This is a genomic window from Aeromicrobium erythreum (assembly GCF_001509405.1).
GTDB classification, from domain to species: domain Bacteria; phylum Actinomycetota; class Actinomycetes; order Propionibacteriales; family Nocardioidaceae; genus Aeromicrobium; species Aeromicrobium erythreum.
The window spans coordinates 1,446,765-1,463,645 of the sequence record NZ_CP011502.1; the positions used below are offsets into that span (position 1 = coordinate 1,446,765).

Genomic DNA, 16,881 nt, shown 5'->3' on the forward strand with positions numbered 1-16,881 from the left:
GGACGGCCGCGCTCAGCGGCGTGCGGTCAGCACGCGCACGGGGTGCGCCGGGTCGAGCGTGAGGGCGTCGAGGGTGTGCCAGGTGCCGTCCAGCTCGTCCTGCAGCCGTTCCCCGGGCGCGCCGAGCGCGTCCGGCACGCCCACGGACTTGGGGAAGGCGGGGAACAGGTCGACGACGACGAGCAGCGTGTCCTCGCCGTCGCTCCGGCTGAACGCGAGCACACCGGCGTGGTGGACGCGGTGCAGCACGAGGCCGCGTCGACGAAGCAGGGCGGGGTGCGCACGACGCAGCTCGTTGAGGCGACCGAGGAACGTCGCCACGTCGGGCTCGGGCTCCGAGCTCGGCCCGTCGACCTCCTCCAGGGTGCTGCTCGTCTCCCAGGCCGGGCTGCCCAGCGCGGCGACCGCCGCCCACGCGCACCGCGTGGCGGCGCCGCCGTCGTCCAGGGTCGAGGCCCGTCCGCCGCCGGGCGCGGCCACGAGGTGCGTCCGCGTGACCGACCCGCGGCCCACGCCCGCCAGGACGTCCTCGACGTCGGCGACCCCGAGGGCCTCGTGCAGGGCGGGCGTCGTCTGGTGGAACCCGACGAGCGCCAGGGCGTGCGCCTGCGCGGGGCTCGCGTCGCCCTCGGACAGGAGGAGCACGTCGGGTGCTGCCGCGGCGAGCTCGCGCAGCACGTGCTCCCACAGCCCGAGCGGCCAGTGGTGCGCGTCCTGGACCACGAAGGCGCCCACGCCGCGGTCGGCCCACCCGACGAGCGTCTCCAGCACCAGACCGAGCACGCCGGCGGGCTCGGCGTCGGGATCCAGCCGCCAGGTGTCGTCCCCGGTCGGCACGAACCAGCCTGCGTGCTGCTCGAGCCACGGGTGACCGGACGCGACGGTCCACGTCAGCTCCAGGGCCACCTCGAGCCCGACCTGGTGCGCCCGCTGCACGAGGGCGTCGAGGTCGGCGACGGTGCCGAGGCGCGGGTCGACGTCGAGGTGCCCCCCGACGACGGGGGCACAGTGCCACGGACGACCGCGCGTGGGGTGCAGCGGCGGGAGACGGACGACGTCGAAGCCCAGGGCGGCGACGTGGTCCAGGCGTGCGGTGGCGTCGGCGAGCGTGCCGTCGGGCGTCGACGGCGCCAGGCGGTACCAGGCCCCGACGAGGGCGCGCTCGGGGTCGACGCGCAGGGGGAGCGGCTCGGTCGAGCCGACGTCGGCCCGGCCCAGGTGCTCGGGCAGGGACGCCACGTAGGCCAGTCCCTCGGCGAGCCGCTCGTGGGCCGGTGTCGTGGTGTCGAGGAGGTCGTCGCCCACCTCGAGCGCTGCTGGGTCCTCGTTGCCGAGCGCGAGCACGAGCGCACTGCCCTGGGCGAGCACCGTCTCGGGGTCGGCCCCGTGGTCGATGTCGGTCACGACCCGGCCCGCCCACGTGCGCAGGGACTCCTGCCAGCTCTCCACGTGGTAGGTCCACGCGCCCACCGCGTCGGCCGTCACCGTGGCGGACCAGACGTGGTCGCCGAGGTGCCGCATGGGCACCGGGTCGCGTCGCTTGCCGTCGGGCGCGGTGAGCACGACCGCGGCGCCGACGTCGACCGTGTCGGGCAGCACGAGCGCCTCGACGGTCAGTGGTTCGCCGGGGACCACCTTCGCCGGGAACCGCCCGCGGTCGAGGCACGGACGGACTTCCAGCACCGGGACCCGAGCGACCATGGGGACACGCTAGTGGCTCGGAGGCGGTCCGCACCCTGTTCACCCGCGCGTCGGAGCAGGTGGCTCTCCTCCTATGCTCACGGCCACGGCCCTGTGGTCGGCGTCACGACGCCGGCCCGACGGAAGGAACCAGCGTGACCCAGCTCGTCCAGCTCGAGGTGACCGACGGCGTCGCCCTCGTCCAGCTCGTCCGCCCGCCCATGAACGCGCTCGACGCGCAGGTCCAGCGCGAGCTGGTCGAGGTGGCGCGGGAGGTGGACACGCGCGACGACGTCGCTGCGGTCGTGCTGCACGGCGGACCGAAGGTGTTCGCGGCCGGTGCCGACGTGAAGGAGATGGCCGCGATGTCGTACCAGGAGATGGTGCGCCACGGTCATCTCCTGCAGGAGTTCACGCGCGCGGTCGCCGCCATCGGCAAGCCGACGGTCTCCGTGATCACCGGCTTCGCCCTCGGCGGGGGCTGCGAGCTCGCGCTCTCCACCGACCTGCGGTTCGCGGCGGAGAACGCCAAGCTCGGGCAGCCCGAGATCCTGCTCGGCATCATCCCCGGCGCGGGAGGCACCCAGAGGCTCGCGCGGCTCGTGGGGCCGTCGGTCGCGAAGGACCTCATCTTCACGGGTCGCTTCGTCGACGCGCAGGAGGCGCTGCGGATCGGTCTCGTCGACCGCGTCCTCCCCGCGGAGGAGGTGCTCGACGCAGCCGTCGCGTGGGCGCGTGGCTTCGTCGGAGGACCGGCCCTCGCGCTGCGGGCGGCCAAGAGTGCGGTCGACCGCGGTCTCGAGACGGACCTGCAGACCGGGCTGGAGATCGAGCGTATCGAGTTCACGGGGCTGTTCGCCACCGACGACCGCCGCGCCGGCATGGACTCCTTCGTCGAGAACGGTCCCGGGAAGGCCACGTTCAGTGGGTCGTGACCTGGCGGACCACCGAGGCGGGGGAGACCTCACGACGGGTCCGAGGTCTCACGCCTCGACATCGCCACGGAACACCTGTGGCACCAGGGACGCATGGGGCATACTGTGCTGCGACGTGCCGCCGTGCTCGCGAGAAGGGTAGTCATGACCGACTCAGGTTCGAACCAGCCGCAGGAGCGTCGACGCGCCGATCCGCTGAAGGTGGCTGCCGAGATGCTGGAGCAGTCCGGTGGCGACACCGAGGCCGCCGCGGACGACACGCGACGCGGCGCGCCGGACGACCGACGCGCCAAGCGGGCAGCTCAGCGCGCCGCGCGCCAGATGGCTGCCGAGAAGCGACGCGCCGAGCGCAACGCCGCCCGAGCGTTCAACGCCTCGCGCCGGGGCCGACGCGACGGCGACGAGCCGGAGCCCGCGCTGAAGGCGGCCGAGGAAGCCATCGAGGCCCAGGAGCGCGCGGCCGCGCAGGCGAGCGAGCCCGAGCCGCAGCCCGTCGCGCCGCAGCCGACGGCCGCGCCCGAGGCGAGCACGACTGACACGCCCACGCCCGGGTCGAGCGCGTCCGACGCGACCACACCCGGGTCGAGCACGCCCGACACCACCACGTCGGCGGCGGACCTCTCTGCCACGGCCGAGCAGCCGGCCGTCGAGGCGACGACGCCGTCGGCCGACGACGAGCACATCGACGCGGCGCTGTCCGACGCGACGCAGACGCTGCCCGCGGTCGAGGACACCGACGACGAGACGCGCGAGGTCGCCGTCTCTACGGGTACGCGCCGCTGGGCGCCCCCCACGGCCGCCTCCCTCGCCGAGCCCGAGACCGCCTCCACCGCCGACGCCGAGGCAGAGGCCGAGCGTGCAGCGGCCGAGCAGGCTGAGGCTGAGCGTGCTGCTGCGGAGCAGGCGGAGGTCGAGCGTGCTGCTGCGGAGCAGGCTGAGGTCGAGCGTGCAGCGGCGGAGCAGGCTGAGGCCGAGCGTGCAGCGGCGGAGCAGGCTGAGGCCGAGCGTGCAGCGGCGGAGCAGGCTGAGGCCGAGCGTGCAGCAGCCGAGCAGGCTGAGGCTGACCGCGCAGCGGCGGAGCAGGCTGAGGCTGACCGCGCTGCTGCCGAGCAGGCCGAGGCCGAGCGTGCTGCTGCGGAGCAGGCCGAGGCCGAGCGCATTGCCGCCGAGCAGGCCGAGCAGCCTGCACCCCAGGACGAGACCTCCGAGCAGGAGACGACGGAGGCCGCCTCGGTCCCGTCGGACGACGAGGGCCCCCAGGCCGAGGAGACCCCCGTGACGTCGGAGCAGCCCGCCGAGGACGACCAGGCCGCGCAGGCTCCGGCGCCCAGCACGTTCGCCGAGAAGCTCGCCGCGGCCAGCGCCGCCGCGCAGCAGCGCGTGAGCGCCGCCCGTGCCGAGGCCGCCCGTCTCATGGAGGAGGCCGCACGCGAGCGCGCCGAGGTCGCCGCACGGATCCGCGCCGACGAGGCCGAGCAGCGCGAGGTGCTGCAGGGTCGGCTCCGGGCGGCCGAGCAGGCCGCCGAGGAGCGCGTGCGTGCGGCGCGTGCCGAGGCCGAGCGCGTCACGGTCGAGATCGAGCGCGAGCGGCAGGCCGCCGCCGCCAAGATCGAGCAGCTGCAGCAGGAGGCCGACGCCCGGGTCGAGGCGGCCCGCGCGGAGGCCGAGCGCGCCGCGCAGGAGCGTCTCGACGAGGCGAAGGCAGAGGCCGAGCGCCGTATCGCCGAGGCCGAGGAGGAGGCGGCGCGCACCGCCGCCGAGCGTCTCGCCCAGGGTGAGCGCGATGCCGAGGACGCCGCGCAGCGGCGCCTGGCCGCAGCCGAGCAGGACGCGGAGCGCCGCATCAGCGAGGCGCGCGCCGAGGCCCAGAAGCTGGCCGAGGCCGCTCGCCAGGATCGCGAGGCGGCCCTGCAGCAGCTGGAGAAGGAGCGTGCCGAGGCCGAGGCGAAGCTCGAGCAGGTACGCCTGGAGGCCGAGAAGGTCGTCGCCGACGCCGAGCGCACGTCCGCCCAGCACGTCGCCGTCGCCAAGGCCGAGGCCGAGAAGTACGCCCAGGAGGTCGCCGCGGAGCGTGTCGCGATCGCGGTGCGGCTCTCCGACGCTGAGCGTGCCGCCGACGAGCAGCTGGCCGCCGCGAAGGCCGAGGCCGAGAGGCTGGCCTCGGAGGCCGCCGAGCGCCACGAGCAGGCTGCCGCCGAGCTGGCGCGCGAGCGCGACGAGGCACGGGCGCACGTCGAGCGGGTCACCGCGGAGGCGGCCGAGCTCGCCCGCCAGGCCGAGGACGAGCGCAACCAGGCGTCGGCCAAGCTGGCCGAGGCCGAGCGGGTGTCGGAGGAGCGCGTGCGGACGGCGCAGGCCGAGGCCGAGCGCGTGGCCGCCGAGGCCGCCGACGCAGCGCGGGCGGCAGCCGCGGCACGCGAGGAGGCGGCGCGTCGTCAGGCGGAGGAGGCCGAGCAGGCCCGGGTCGAGGCGGAGCGGAAGCTCGCCGAGGCCGAGGAGCAGGCGTCGGCCCGGATCGCCCAGGCCGAGTCCGAGGCGCGAGCCGTGGGTGAGCGGGCCGAGCAGGACGCCCAGCGTCGCATCGAGGAGGCTCGCGCCGAGGCCGACCGCGTCGTGCAGCGCGCCAAGCTCGACGCGCAGGAGCGTCTGACGCAGGCCGTCGCTGCCGCACGCTCCGCGGCCGAGGAGAAGCTGGCCGAGGCCGAGGCCACCGCGATGCAGTGGGTGGCGGCCGCGGAGGCGGAGGCCGAACGCGTCGCCCAGGCGCACATCGTCGCGGCGAACCAGTCGGCCAAGCAGGTGCCGAGCTTCGCGGAGCTCGAGCCACCCGCCGTGGCGGAGTTCGTCGAGGAGAGGTCGACGGCCGACGAGCCGTCGAGCCAGGTCGGTCCCGACGCCTCGTCGGAGGTGAGCGACGGACCCGGGGCAGCCGTCCCCCCGACCAAAAAAAGGGTCATCCGGCGATCCTGAGTACCTGACGGCCGGCGCCATCGTCGCCGGTCTGGACGCGACGTCCGCGCAGGCGGACGGCGATGGTGACACGTCGTCCGACGCTGCGGTGTCGGCAGACGCGCCTGCGTCGGACGATGCTGCCGCGCCGGCGCAGACGCCCGGCGTGACGCGCTCCTACGAGGACCTCGTGCCCGGTTCCCTCGCGTGGATCGCGGCGACCCACGGCGGTCCGCGCCCGGACCCGCTGGCGAGGGCCGAGGCAGCCCTCGACACGCCCGAGCGCCGACCCGAGACCGACCCCGCACCCGGCTCGCGGGAGGCCAAGGCGGCCCGCCGCGACGCGGCGAAGCGTGAGCGTGCACGGCGACGTGCGGAGGCGAAGGCCGAGAAGCAGCGCGCCCGCGAGGAGCGCGCACGCGCCCGCGAGGAGGCTGCCGCGGAGCGCGAGCGCGAGCGGGTGTGGGCCGAGGAGGTCAAGCAGCTGGAGGCCGAGCAGTCAGCGGCCGAGGCCGAGGAGCGCGAGCAGGAGCGTGCCGAGAGCAAGCGGCTCGCCGAGGAGGCCGCCCAGGCCAAGGCGCGCCGTCGCGCGGAGAGCAAGGCGGCCGCGAGGGCCGCGCTGGCCACCCCGCCCGGCAGCCACCGTGCCGAGCCGCCCGTCGACGAGCCCGTCGCAGAGGCCGAGCCCTCGACGTCGCAGGAGGACACCGCGCTGCTCGAGGCGGTGGGAGCCGTCGCCGTCCAGGAACCGGAGGCTCCGGCGGAGGAGACCGCCGACGTCGTCGAGACCCGGGTGGTGCCCGCGGTGGCCGACGTCCCGGCGCCCGCCGCGACGGATCGTCCGCAGGCACGTCACACCGACACCGACACGTCGGCCGGCCCCGAGTCCGGCTCCGAGGCCGTGACCGACGGCGAGCCCGTCGAGGCGACGCCGACGGAGCGGCCGTCGCGCGCACGCCGCGCCGACCGCGTCGAGCGTCGCCGCGCGAAGGCCGCTGCGGCCGTCGCGCGCCGCGACGACGCCGACACCGACGACGTGCCCGAGCCGCCCTCGGTCCCGCAGGAGGGTCCGTCGACCGCCCGTCGCGTCGTCGGCCTGGTCGGCGTGGCGCTGGGCGTCCTCGGCCTGGTCGCGTCGGTCACGCTCGCCCTCGCGGCGCTGCTCGTGGCGTTCGGGTTCGACCCGTCGACGGGTGTGCTGCAGTCGGTCGCGACCGTCGCCGACCCGCTCACGCAGCCGCTGCGCGGGCTCGTCTCCTTCAGCGGCGAGAACGCCGCCGCGAAGGAGTCGTTCGTGGCCTACGGCGGGGGATCGGTCGTCTACCTGGCGGTCGGCGTGCTCGCCCCGTCGCTCCTGCACCGGCCCGCTCGATCCTGACCCGCGAGGCCTGCGACGACAGGTGTCCCGGACGTGTGACCTATACCATGGGTGACGCGCCTGGCCCCGGTATGTAACTCGCCGGTAACCTTGCGTGCAAGGCTGCCCTCACCTCGTGGAGCACCACGTGGGAAGGTGGACGTCCCCGACAGCGCGGCGTAGAACGCCGCGTCCCCGACCACAGGAGGGTCCTCGTGACCAACATCGTCGTCGCGGTGAAGTACGTGCCGGATGCCACGGCCGACCGCACCTTCGACTCGTCCGACAACACCGTCGACCGTGAGAACGTCGACGGACTGCTCTCGGAGCTCGACGAGTACGCCGTCGAGCAGGCGCTCAAGGTCGTCGAGGAGGGTGACGGCGAGGTCACCGTCCTGACCGTCGGCCCCGACGACGCCGCCGACGCCGTCCGCAAGGCCCTGCAGATGGGCGCGGACAAGGGCGTGCACGTGAACGACGACGCGATCGCCGGCTCCGACGCCTTCGCGACCTCGCTCGTGCTGGCGAAGGCGCTCGAGAAGCTCGAGTACGACTTCGTGTTCTTCGGCATGGCCTCGACCGACGGCGGCATGGGCGTCGTCCCGACCCTGGTCGCCGAGCGCCTCGGCCTGCCCGCGGTCACCCTCGGCGGCGAGATCAGCGTCGACGGCGACAGCGTCACGATCAAGCGTGACGGCGACGTCGCCACGCAGGAGATCCAGGGCTCCGGCAAGCTCGTCGTGAGCGTCACCGACCAGACCGGCGAGGCCCGCTACCCGTCCTTCAAGGGCATCATGGCCGCCAAGAAGAAGCCGGTCGAGGAGTGGGACCTGTCCGACCTCGGCGTCGACGCGTCCGAGGTCGGCCTCGACGCCGCCTGGACCAAGGTCGTCACCACCGAGCCGCGTCCCCCGCGCACGGCCGGCGAGATCATCACCGACGAGGGCGACGGCGGCACGAAGCTCGTCGAGTTCCTCGCCTCCAAGAAGTTCGTCTGAGCAGGAGTAGAGAGATGTCCGAAGTCATCGTGCTCGTCGACCTCGTCGACGGCAACGCCACCAAGCCCAGCCTCGAGCTCCTCACGATCGCCCGCAAGATCGGCGAGCCGTCGGCCGTCGTCTTCGGCGCCGACGTCCCGGCCTCGCTGGCCGAGCACGGCGCCGAGAAGGTCTACCAGCTCGACGACGCCGTCTACGGCGAGTACCTCGTCGGCCCCAAGGCCGAGGCGCTCACCAAGATCGTCACCGACGCCTCCGCCGCCGCGGTGCTCGTGCCCTCCACCACGGAGGGCAAGGAGATCGCGGCCCGTGTCGCGCTCAAGACCGAGTCGGGCCTCATCACCGACGCCGTCGACGTGTCGGTCGACGGTGACACCGTGACCACGACGCAGTCGGTCTTCGCCGGCAACTTCACGGTCGACGCCCAGGTGACCAAGGGCATCCCGGTCATCGCCGTCAAGCCCAACTCCGTGGCCCCCGAGGCCGCCTCGGGCGCCGGCACGGTCGAGGCCGTCTCGGTCGACGTCTCCGACGCCGCCAAGGGCGCCAAGATCGTCTCCACCAAGGAGAAGGCCGCCTCGGGTCGTCCCGAGCTGACCGAGGCCGCGATCGTCGTCTCCGGCGGCCGTGGCACCGGAGGCGACTTCTCCGAGGTCGAGGCCTTCGCCGACACCCTCGGTGCCGCCGTGGGCGCCTCGCGCGCCGCCGTCGACTCCGGCTGGTACCCGCACAGCTTCCAGGTCGGCCAGACCGGCAAGACGGTCTCGCCGCAACTGTACGTCGCCAACGGCATCTCCGGTGCCATCCAGCACCGCGCCGGCATGCAGACGTCGAAGACGATCGTCGCCGTCAACAAGGACGAGGAGGCTCCGATCTTCGAGCTCGTCGACTTCGGCGTCGTCGGCGACCTCAAGACGGTCCTGCCGCAGGCCACCGAGGCCGCGAAGTCGCGCAAGGGCTGATCACCACCCGCTCCACCACGAGGGGCCCCGGACCGCACGGTCCGGGGCCCCTCGTGCGTCCATGGCCCGTGAGAGCCACGCATCATGGCCCATCCTGATCAGGTTGCAAGTTGGTGAAGTCCCCTCCGAGGCCTGTCGAAGGCCCGTCCGCCGGTGATAGCAATAGGGGCGCACGCGACTGCGTGCACCCATCTTCACAGGAGGAATCCATGCGTCTCTCCCGACGTACTCGCGTCGCGGGCGTAGCCCTGCTCGCCGCGGGCAGCCTCGTCCTGGCGGCCTGCGGCGGAGGCGGTGACGACTCCGGGTCCACCGACTCGGTGATCACCAACTTCAGCACCGAGCCCCAGAACCCTCTCGTCCCCACGTCGACGAACGAGACCGGTGGCGGTCGCGCCGTCGACCTGCTCTTCGCCGGTCTGGTCTCGTACCAGAAGGACGGCTCGAGCGTGAACGAGGTCGCGGAGTCGATCGAGTCCGACGACAACGTCACCTGGACCGTGAAGCTGAAGGACTGGAAGTTCTCCGACGGCACGCCGGTCACCGCGAAGTCGTTCGTCGACGCGTGGAACTACGGCGCGCTCAGCACCAACAAGCAGCTCAACAGCTACTTCTTCTACCCGATCAAGGGCTTCGACGCCGTCCAGGCCGAGAAGCCGACGGCCAAGACGCTCGAGGGCCTCAAGGTCGTCGACGACAAGACCTTCACGATCGAGCTCAACCAGGCCGAGGCCGACTTCCCGGCGCGTCTGGGCTACTCGGCGTTCTACCCGCTGCCCGAGTCCGCGTTCGAGGACATCAAGGCCTATGGCGAGGACCCGATCGGCAACGGCCCGTACAAGATGGACGGCAAGGGTGCCTGGGAGCACGACGTCCAGATCAAGCTCGTCCCGAACGAGGAGTACGACGGCGTCCGCAAGCCCAAGAACGGCGGCGTCACGCTGAAGTTCTTCACGAACCCGGACACGGCGTACACCGCCGTCCAGACCGGTGACCTCGACGTCCTCGACGCCGTGCCCCCGAGCGCCCTGTCGACCTTCCAGGACGACAGCTCGGTCCAGGCCATCTCCGAGCCCGGCTCGGTCTTCGGCTCGGTCACCATCCCCGAGCGTCTGCCCGGCTTCGGCACCAACGACGAGGGCCGTCTGCGTCGTCAGGCGATCTCCAAGGCCATCAACCGCCCCGAGATCACCAAGAACATCTTCGACGACACCCGCACGCCGGCCGTGGACTTCTCCGCGCCCGTCATGCCGGGCTTCGACAAGGACATCCCGGGCAGCGACGTGCTGACCTTCGACGCCGACGAGGCCAAGAAGCTGTGGGCCCAGGCCGACGACATCGCCCCGTTCAAGGGCTCGTTCGTCATCGCCTACAACGGTGACGGCGCCGGCAACAAGGAGTGGGTCGACGCGATCGCGAACCAGCTCAAGAACAACCTCGGCATCGACGCCAAGGGCCAGGCCTACGCCACGTTCGACGAGCTGCGCTCCGACGTCACGAACCGCACGATCAAGACGGCCTTCCGCACCGGTTGGCAGCCTGACTACCCGTCGATCTTCAACTACCTGGCCCCGCTGTACCAGACCAAGGCCGGGTCCAACGACGGCGACTACTCCTCCAAGGAGTTCGACGACCTCATGACGAAGATCGCCGGCGAGCCCGACGAGGACAAGCGCTACGAGCTGCAGTCGCAGGCCCAGGAGGTCCTCTTCAAGGACCTGCCGGCCATCCCGCTGTGGTACTCGAACGTGGCTGCCGCCGCCTCGAAGAACGTCGAGAACGTCGAGTTCAACTGGCAGAACCAGCCCGAGCTGCACCTCATCACCAAGAAGTAGCTCCGGCGCCCGCACGACCACCCGTGGGGCAACACCTCAGGTGTTGCCCCACAGGTGCGTCCGGGTCCCTCGGTGGTGCCTCGTGCCCCGGCGTATCGTCGGGACGGGTCGCGGCACCGCCGCCCCCTTCAGACAAGGAGTCCTGCCCATGTGGTGGTACGTCGGTAAGCGTCTCCTCCAAGCGATCCCGGTGATCCTCGGAGCGACGCTGCTCATCTACGCGATGGTGTTCCTGCGACCAGGTGATCCCATCGTCGCGCTGTTCGGCGACAAGCCCGTGCCCGAGGGCACCTACCAGGCGCTGCGCGAGCAGTACAACTTCGACAAGCCGTTCCTGGTGCAGTGGCTGTTGTTCCTCAAGGGCGCGGTGACCCTCGACTTCGGCACGTCGTTCAGCGGCCAGCCGGTGATCGACCTCGTCCAGCGCGCGTTCCCCGTGACCATCAAGCTGGCCTTCATGGCCCTCGTCATCGAGGCCGTGCTCGGCGTGGCTGCCGGCTTCTACGCGGGCATGCGCCGCGGCAAGCTGTTCGACTCCACGATGCTCGTGGTGTCGCTGCTCGTCATCGCCGTCCCGATCTTCGTCTTCGGCTTCGTGCTGCAGCTGATCGTCGGCATCAAGCTCGGGGCGCTGCCGGCGCTCGTCAGCTCGCAGGCGACGTTCCGTGAGCTGCTGCTGCCGGCCATCGTCCTCGGTCTCGTGTCGTTCGCCTACGTGCTGCGCCTGACCCGCACGTCGGTGATCGAGAACCTCACCGCCGACCACGTGCGCACGGCCCGGGCCAAGGGTCTGCCCGACGGGCAGGTCAACCGCCGCCACGTGCTGCGCAACTCCCTCATCCCCGTCGTGACGTTCCTCGGCGCCGACCTGGGCGGCCTGATGGCCGGCGCGGTCGTGACCGAGGGCATCTTCAACGTCCCCGGCGTCGGCAACCTGGCCTTCCAGGCCGTCCGACGCGGCGAGACCCCGACCATCGTCTCGGTGGTCACCATCATGGTGCTCGTCTACGTGCTCACCAGCCTTGTCGTGGACCTGCTCTACGCCTGGCTCGACCCGAGGATCCGCTATGCCTGACGGCCGTCCCTCGAAGATCCGTCCCGGGCAGGAGCGCTACCTCGCCCGCCTGGAGGACACCCCGCTGCACGACGTCGGCGCACTCGACACCACGGCCCCGCCGGAGAGCCAGTGGAAGGAGGCGTGGAAGCAGCTGCGCAAGAACCCGCTGTTCTGGGTCTCGGCCGTGCTCCTCGTGTTCCTGGCCGTGGTCATCGCGGTGCCGGGCCTGTTCACGAGCAACGACCCCAGCTTCTGCCAGCCCGGCAAGAGCCTGGCGGTCTCCTCGCCCGGTCATCCGCTCGGCTTCGACCGCCAGGGCTGCGACGTGTACTCGCGCGTCATCTACGGGGCACGCGCCTCGGTCGCCGTCGGCGTCTTCACGACGCTCATCGTCGCCCTGCTCGGCCTCGTGACGGGTGCCGTCGCCGGCTTCTACGGCGGCATCTTCGACACGCTCATCTCCCGCGTCGGCGACATCTTCTACGCCATCCCGCTGCTGCTGGCCGCGATCGTGCTGCTGTCGGCGCTCAACAACGTCTGGCCCGACCGTGGCTTCTGGGGGTCGGTCCTCGCGATCGTGCTCGCCCTGGGACTCTTCGGCTGGCCCCAGGTGACGCGTATCGCCCGCGGTGCCGTCATCGAGACCAAGCAGCAGGAGTTCGTCGACGCCGCGCGTGCGCTCGGTGCCACGCCGCGGCGCAACCTGCTCCGCCACGTCGTGCCGAACTCCCTGGCTCCCGTGATCGTCACGGCGACGGTCTCGCTCGGTGTGTTCATCGTGGCAGAGGCGACGCTGTCGTTCCTCGGCCTCGGGCTGCCGACCAGCATCGTGTCCTGGGGCAACGACATCGCGGCCTCCCAGAACCAGGTGCGGGCCGGGCAGCGGCTGGGCACCATGTTCTGGCCGGCCGGAGCGCTGGCGCTCACCGTGTTCAGCTTCATCCTCCTCGGCGACGCCGTGCGCGACGCCCTCGACCCGAAGGCCAAGAAGCGATGAGCCGCGACCTGAACCCCGACCAGCCGCTGCTGGAGGTCAAGGACCTCCACGTGGGCTTCGCGGCCGACAAGAAGACCGTGGTGCCCGCCGTCATCGGCGCCAACCTGTCGGTCTACCCCGGTCAGACCGTCGCGATCGTGGGAGAGTCCGGCTCGGGCAAGTCGACGACGGCGCACGCCATCATCGACCTGCTGCCCGGCACCGGACGGATCACCGGTGGCCAGATCCTCTTCGAGGGCCAGGACATCGCGCACGCGAAGAAGTCCGACATCGTCGCCCTGCGCGGCTCGTCCATCGGCCTCGTGCCGCAGGACCCGATGTCGAACCTCAACCCGCTGTGGCGTGTGGGCACGCAGATCAAGGAGTCGCTCGAGGCCAACGGCGTCGCCAAGGGCAAGGCCGCCGACGCCCGCGTCGTCGAGCTGCTCGAGGAGGCCGGACTGCCCGACGCGGCCCGTCGGGCCCAGCAGTACCCGCACGAGTTCTCCGGCGGCATGCGCCAGCGTGCGCTCATCGCGATGGGCCTGGCCGCGCGGCCGAAGCTGCTCATCGCCGACGAGCCCACGTCGGCGCTCGACGTGACGGTCCAGAAGCAGATCCTCGACCACCTCGACCGGCTCACCGACGAGCTGGGCTTCGCGGTCCTGCTCATCACCCACGACCTCGGGCTGGCGGCCGAGCGGGCCGACCACCTCGTGGTCATGTACCGCGGGCAGGTCGTGGAGTCCGGGCCGGCGCTGGAGATCCTGCAGGACCCCCAGCACCCGTACAGCAAGCGGCTCGTCAGCTCGGCACCGTCGCTCGCCTCGCAGCGGCTCTCGTCGGTGGAGGCCCGCGCCGAGGTCCGTGAGCAGGCCGTGCAGACGGCGGCCGAGATCGCCGCCGAGGTCGCGACCCACGACGACGAGCTGGGGGAGGGCCGCGGCACGATCATCGAGGCCAAGGACCTCACCAAGGTCTTCAAGATCCGCGGCAGCCGGCCGGGGCAGTCGACCGACTTCACGGCGGTCGACCAGGTCTCCTTCCAGCTCGAGCGCGGCACGACCACCGCGATCGTCGGCGAGTCGGGGTCGGGCAAGTCGACCGTGGCCCGTATGGTCCTCGGTCTGCTCGACGCGACCAGCGGCAGCGTCGAGTTCGACGGCGTCGACATCACGACCCTGCGCAAGAAGGACCAGCAGCTCGCGCTGCGGCGCCAGATGCAGCCGGTGTTCCAGAACCCGTACGCCTCGCTGGACCCGATGTACTCCATCTACCGCTCGATCGAGGAGCCGCTGCGGCTGCACGGCGTCGGCACGGCCAAGGAGCGCGAGGCCAAGATCCGCGACCTGCTCGACAAGGTGTCACTGCCGGCCTCGGTCATGACGCGCTACCCGAACGAGCTCTCGGGCGGCCAGCGCCAGCGCGTGGCGATCGCCCGAGCCCTCGCGCTCGACCCGGAGGTCGTCATCTGCGACGAGGCCGTCTCGGCGCTCGACGTGCTGGTGCAGGCGCAGATCCTGACGCTGCTGAACGAGCTGCAGAGCGAGCTGGGCCTGTCCTACCTGTTCATCACCCACGACCTCGCGGTCGTGCGGCAGATCGCCGACAACGTGCTGGTGATGCAGAACGGCAAGGTCGTCGAGCAGTCGACCGTGTCCGAGGTGTTCGAGAACCCCCGCGAGGACTACACGCGCATGCTCCTCGACGCCATCCCGGGCGGGTCGATCCCGCTCGGCGTGGTGGAGGCCGGCGACGACGTCTGAGGCTCGCCCCGCGCCCGGCTGACCGGGCGCGGGGTGCGTCGATCCAGTTGACTCGTTCGAACATCTGTTCGATCATGGTGGGGTGTCCACCGCCCGTCCCGCCCTCGAGGTCGTCGCCGAGCTGCGACGCGAGGTCGAGCGGATGCAGGGCGCTCCTGCCCGCCAGTCGGTGCCCACGCACGCGGCCCTCGAGGGTCTGCTGAGCCTGGAGACCGGAGGGGTGTACGGCGTCGACTCGGCCAGCCTGGCCCTGCTGCTCATGGCCGGTCCGTCGGCGGCCGGCACGTGGTGCGCGGTGGTCGGCGCACCCGACCTGGGGGTCGAGGCTGCGGTCGCGATGGGCGTCGACCCGCACCGCACGGTGCTGGTGCCCGACCCGCAGGACCGCTGGCTGGAGGTCACGGCCGCGCTCGTCGACGTGGTGGGTCTCGTGGTCGTCCGCCCGTCCGCGGCGGTCGGCGAGGGCGACGCGTCTCGCCTCGGGGCCCGGCTGCGCAAGCAGGGCTGCGTGCTCGTCCCGTGGGGCGACTGGCCGCGCTGCGACGCCCGGCTCACCCTCGAGACCGCCCGCTGGGCAGGCCCGGGCGCCGGCGACGGGCACCTGCGCTCGCGGGAGGTCACGGTCGCGCTCCACCGCGGCGCGGCACCGCGCCGCACCCGGGACCTGCTGCTGCCCGCGGCCGACCTCACCGTGCAGCAGGCTCGCCCCGACGTCGCACCCGTGCGCCGGCGTGAGCCCGCGGTCGTGCGGAGCGCCGGATGAGGACCCTCGTGGTGTGGTGCCCCGACTGGCCGGTGCGGGCCGCCCTGCCCGACCTGCCGCGCGACGAGCCCGGTGCCGTGCTCGAGGGCGGCCAGGTGCTCGCGTGCAACCACGCCGCGCGGGTCGAGGGGGTGCGGCGGGGCATGCGTCGTCGCGACGCCCAGGCGCGCTGCCCCGAGCTGCACCTGGCCGACCACCGTCCCGACGTCGAGGCACGCTCGTTCGAGGAGGTGCTGCTCGGCGTCGAGGAGCTCAGCCCCGCGGTCACGCCGTTGCGTCCCGGGCTGTGCGCGCTGCCCGTGCCGGCCCGCTTCTACGGCGGGGAGGAGCAGGCGGCGGCCGTCGTCGCCGAACGCGTCGTCTCGCTCGCGGTGTGGGACGTGCGGCTCGGCGTCGCCGACACCCTGTTCGCCGCGGAGCAGGCCGCCCGCCGGGCTGCCCCGCAGGACGTCCACGTCGTCGAGCCCGGCACCGACGCCGCCTTCCTGGCCCCGCTCCCGGTCGAGGTGCTCGAGTCGCCCGACGTGGTCAGCCTGCTGCGCCGCATGGGCCTGACCACCCTCGCGCACCTGGCGGCGCTGCGGCCCTCCGACGTCCACACCCGGTTCGGGGCGCACGGTGGTCTGCTCCACCGGCTCGCCTCGGGGCAGGATCCCCGGCTGCTCGCGCGCCGCGACGTGCCGCCCGAGCTGAGCGGCGTGCTCGCGCTCGAGCCGCCGGTCTCCAGCTCCGAGACCGTCGCGTTCAGCCTGCGCTCGGTGGCCGAGCGGTTCGTCGCCCGCCTGGCCGAGCGCGGTGTCGTGTGCACCGCCCTCGGGATCGAGGTCGAGGTCGACGGCGTCGTCGCCTCCACCCGACGCTGGGCGCACCCGCGCTGGTTCGGTGCCGTCGACGTCGTCAACCGGGTGCGCTGGCAGCTGCAGGGCACGGTGCTGCCCGGACCGGTCGGCGGCGTGCGGCTGGTGCCCGAGACGGTCGCGCCCGTCGGCGAGCACGCCCCGGTGCTGTTCGGGGCCGGCACCCGGGCTGCCGACGACGAGCGCGTCGAGCGGGGGATCGCCCGGGTGCAGGGTCTGGTCGGGCACGACGGGGTGCTCGCGGCCCAGGTCCAGGGTGGTCGGGCACCGGCTGCCCGCCGCCTGCTGACGACGTGGGGCGAGCAGGCGCAGCCGGCCCGGGCGGTCGGTGCCCCGTGGCCCGGGTCGGTGCCGCCGCCGGCGCCGGCCACCGTGTACGCCGCCCCGAGGCCGGCCCAGGTCGTCGGACCGGGCGACCGGGTGGTCGGCGTCGACGGCCGCGGGGCGATCAGCTGCGAGCCGGTGCGGTTCCGCGCCACGGGCGACGAGCAGTGGCGTCCCGTCGCGTCGTGGGCCGGTCCCTGGCCCGTCGACGAGCTCTGGTGGGACGAGGCCGCCGCCCGTCGGGTGGCCCGCTTCCAGGTGGTCGGTGTCGACGGGACCGCCTGGCTCATGGTCGTCGAGAACGGCACCTGGTGGACCGAGGCCCGCTATGACTGACCGCCTCACGCCCCCCCTCCCCGCTAAGCGTGACGTTCGCGGGGCCGTGAGCGCGTCCGCACCCCGCAAACGTCACGCTCAGCGGG

At 72.8% G+C, this 16,881-nt stretch carries 12 protein-coding genes; 11 read left to right on the plus strand and 1 reads right to left on the minus strand.

Going from position 1 to position 16,881, the window contains the following annotated elements; genetic code table 11:
* Positions 1-12 precede the first annotated feature (12 nt).
* The gene (locus tag Aeryth_RS06850) at positions 13-1,701 is read right to left on the minus strand and encodes a maltotransferase domain-containing protein (protein ID WP_067856364.1); all 1,689 of its coding nucleotides are present in this window, start codon (positions 1,699-1,701) and stop codon (positions 13-15) included.
* Between the two features lie 134 nt (positions 1,702-1,835).
* Here Aeryth_RS06850 and Aeryth_RS06855 point away from each other — a divergent pair, with 134 nt between their 5' ends.
* The 11 genes from Aeryth_RS06855 to Aeryth_RS06905 all read left to right on the plus strand — a co-directional run bounded on the left by Aeryth_RS06855 (position 1,836) and on the right by Aeryth_RS06905 (position 16,795).
* Entirely contained in the window at positions 1,836-2,615 is a 780-nt protein-coding gene (locus Aeryth_RS06855; RefSeq protein ID WP_083516317.1) for an enoyl-CoA hydratase/isomerase family protein, read from the plus strand.
* A gap of 144 nt (positions 2,616-2,759) precedes the next feature.
* Positions 2,760-5,585: a coiled-coil domain-containing protein gene (locus tag Aeryth_RS17635; protein ID WP_067856367.1), complete on the plus strand. Its 2,826-nt coding sequence runs from the start codon at positions 2,760-2,762 to the stop codon at positions 5,583-5,585.
* 145 nt (positions 5,586-5,730) lie between these two features.
* Positions 5,731-6,942, plus strand: coding sequence for a hypothetical protein (locus Aeryth_RS06865; protein WP_067856370.1), 1,212 nt, complete (start codon positions 5,731-5,733; stop codon positions 6,940-6,942).
* A gap of 194 nt (positions 6,943-7,136) precedes the next feature.
* On the plus strand, positions 7,137-7,919 hold the full coding sequence (locus Aeryth_RS06870) for an electron transfer flavoprotein subunit beta/FixA family protein (protein ID WP_067856373.1): 783 nt from the start codon (positions 7,137-7,139) through the stop codon (positions 7,917-7,919).
* 14 nt (positions 7,920-7,933) lie between these two features.
* Entirely contained in the window at positions 7,934-8,881 is a 948-nt protein-coding gene (locus tag Aeryth_RS06875) for an electron transfer flavoprotein subunit alpha/FixB family protein (RefSeq protein ID WP_067856376.1), read from the plus strand.
* Positions 8,882-9,090: 209 nt separating this feature from the next.
* Positions 9,091-10,716 (plus strand): peptide ABC transporter substrate-binding protein, encoded by a 1,626-nt coding sequence (locus Aeryth_RS06880; protein WP_067856379.1) that lies wholly within the window; start codon positions 9,091-9,093, stop codon positions 10,714-10,716.
* Positions 10,717-10,864: 148 nt separating this feature from the next.
* Complete coding sequence (locus Aeryth_RS06885; protein ID WP_067856382.1) at positions 10,865-11,791, plus strand: ABC transporter permease; 927 nt, start codon at positions 10,865-10,867, stop codon at positions 11,789-11,791.
* Positions 11,784-12,770, plus strand: a complete 987-nt coding sequence (locus tag Aeryth_RS06890; protein ID WP_067856385.1) for an ABC transporter permease — start codon at positions 11,784-11,786, stop codon at positions 12,768-12,770. Before Aeryth_RS06885 ends, Aeryth_RS06890 begins: the two co-directional genes overlap by 8 nt.
* Complete coding sequence (locus Aeryth_RS06895; protein ID WP_067856388.1) at positions 12,767-14,515, plus strand: dipeptide ABC transporter ATP-binding protein; 1,749 nt, start codon at positions 12,767-12,769, stop codon at positions 14,513-14,515. Before Aeryth_RS06890 ends, Aeryth_RS06895 begins: the two co-directional genes overlap by 4 nt.
* Positions 14,516-14,597: 82 nt before the next feature.
* The gene (locus Aeryth_RS06900; protein WP_236749842.1) at positions 14,598-15,278 is read left to right on the plus strand and encodes a hypothetical protein; all 681 of its coding nucleotides are present in this window, start codon (positions 14,598-14,600) and stop codon (positions 15,276-15,278) included.
* Positions 15,275-16,795 carry a DNA polymerase Y family protein gene (locus tag Aeryth_RS06905; RefSeq protein ID WP_067856393.1) on the plus strand — a complete coding sequence of 507 codons (1,521 nt, stop codon included), beginning with the start codon at positions 15,275-15,277 and terminating at the stop codon, positions 16,793-16,795. Before Aeryth_RS06900 ends, Aeryth_RS06905 begins: the two co-directional genes overlap by 4 nt.
* The last annotated feature ends 86 nt before the right edge of the window (positions 16,796-16,881 follow it).

Coding starts and splice junctions, on each gene's coding strand:
- Aeryth_RS06850 (WP_067856364.1), bottom strand. CDS start 1,701: ATGGTCGCTCGGGTCCCGGTGCTGGAAGTCCGTCCGTGCCTCGACCGC.
- Aeryth_RS17635 (WP_067856367.1), top strand. CDS start 2,760: ATGACCGACTCAGGTTCGAACCAGCCGCAGGAGCGTCGACGCGCCGAT.
- Aeryth_RS06875 (WP_067856376.1), top strand. CDS start 7,934: ATGTCCGAAGTCATCGTGCTCGTCGACCTCGTCGACGGCAACGCCACC.
- Aeryth_RS06880 (WP_067856379.1), top strand. CDS start 9,091: ATGCGTCTCTCCCGACGTACTCGCGTCGCGGGCGTAGCCCTGCTCGCC.
- Aeryth_RS06885 (WP_067856382.1), top strand. CDS start 10,865: ATGTGGTGGTACGTCGGTAAGCGTCTCCTCCAAGCGATCCCGGTGATC.
- Aeryth_RS06890 (WP_067856385.1), top strand. CDS start 11,784: ATGCCTGACGGCCGTCCCTCGAAGATCCGTCCCGGGCAGGAGCGCTAC.
- Aeryth_RS06895 (WP_067856388.1), top strand. CDS start 12,767: ATGAGCCGCGACCTGAACCCCGACCAGCCGCTGCTGGAGGTCAAGGAC.
- Aeryth_RS06905 (WP_067856393.1), top strand. CDS start 15,275: ATGAGGACCCTCGTGGTGTGGTGCCCCGACTGGCCGGTGCGGGCCGCC.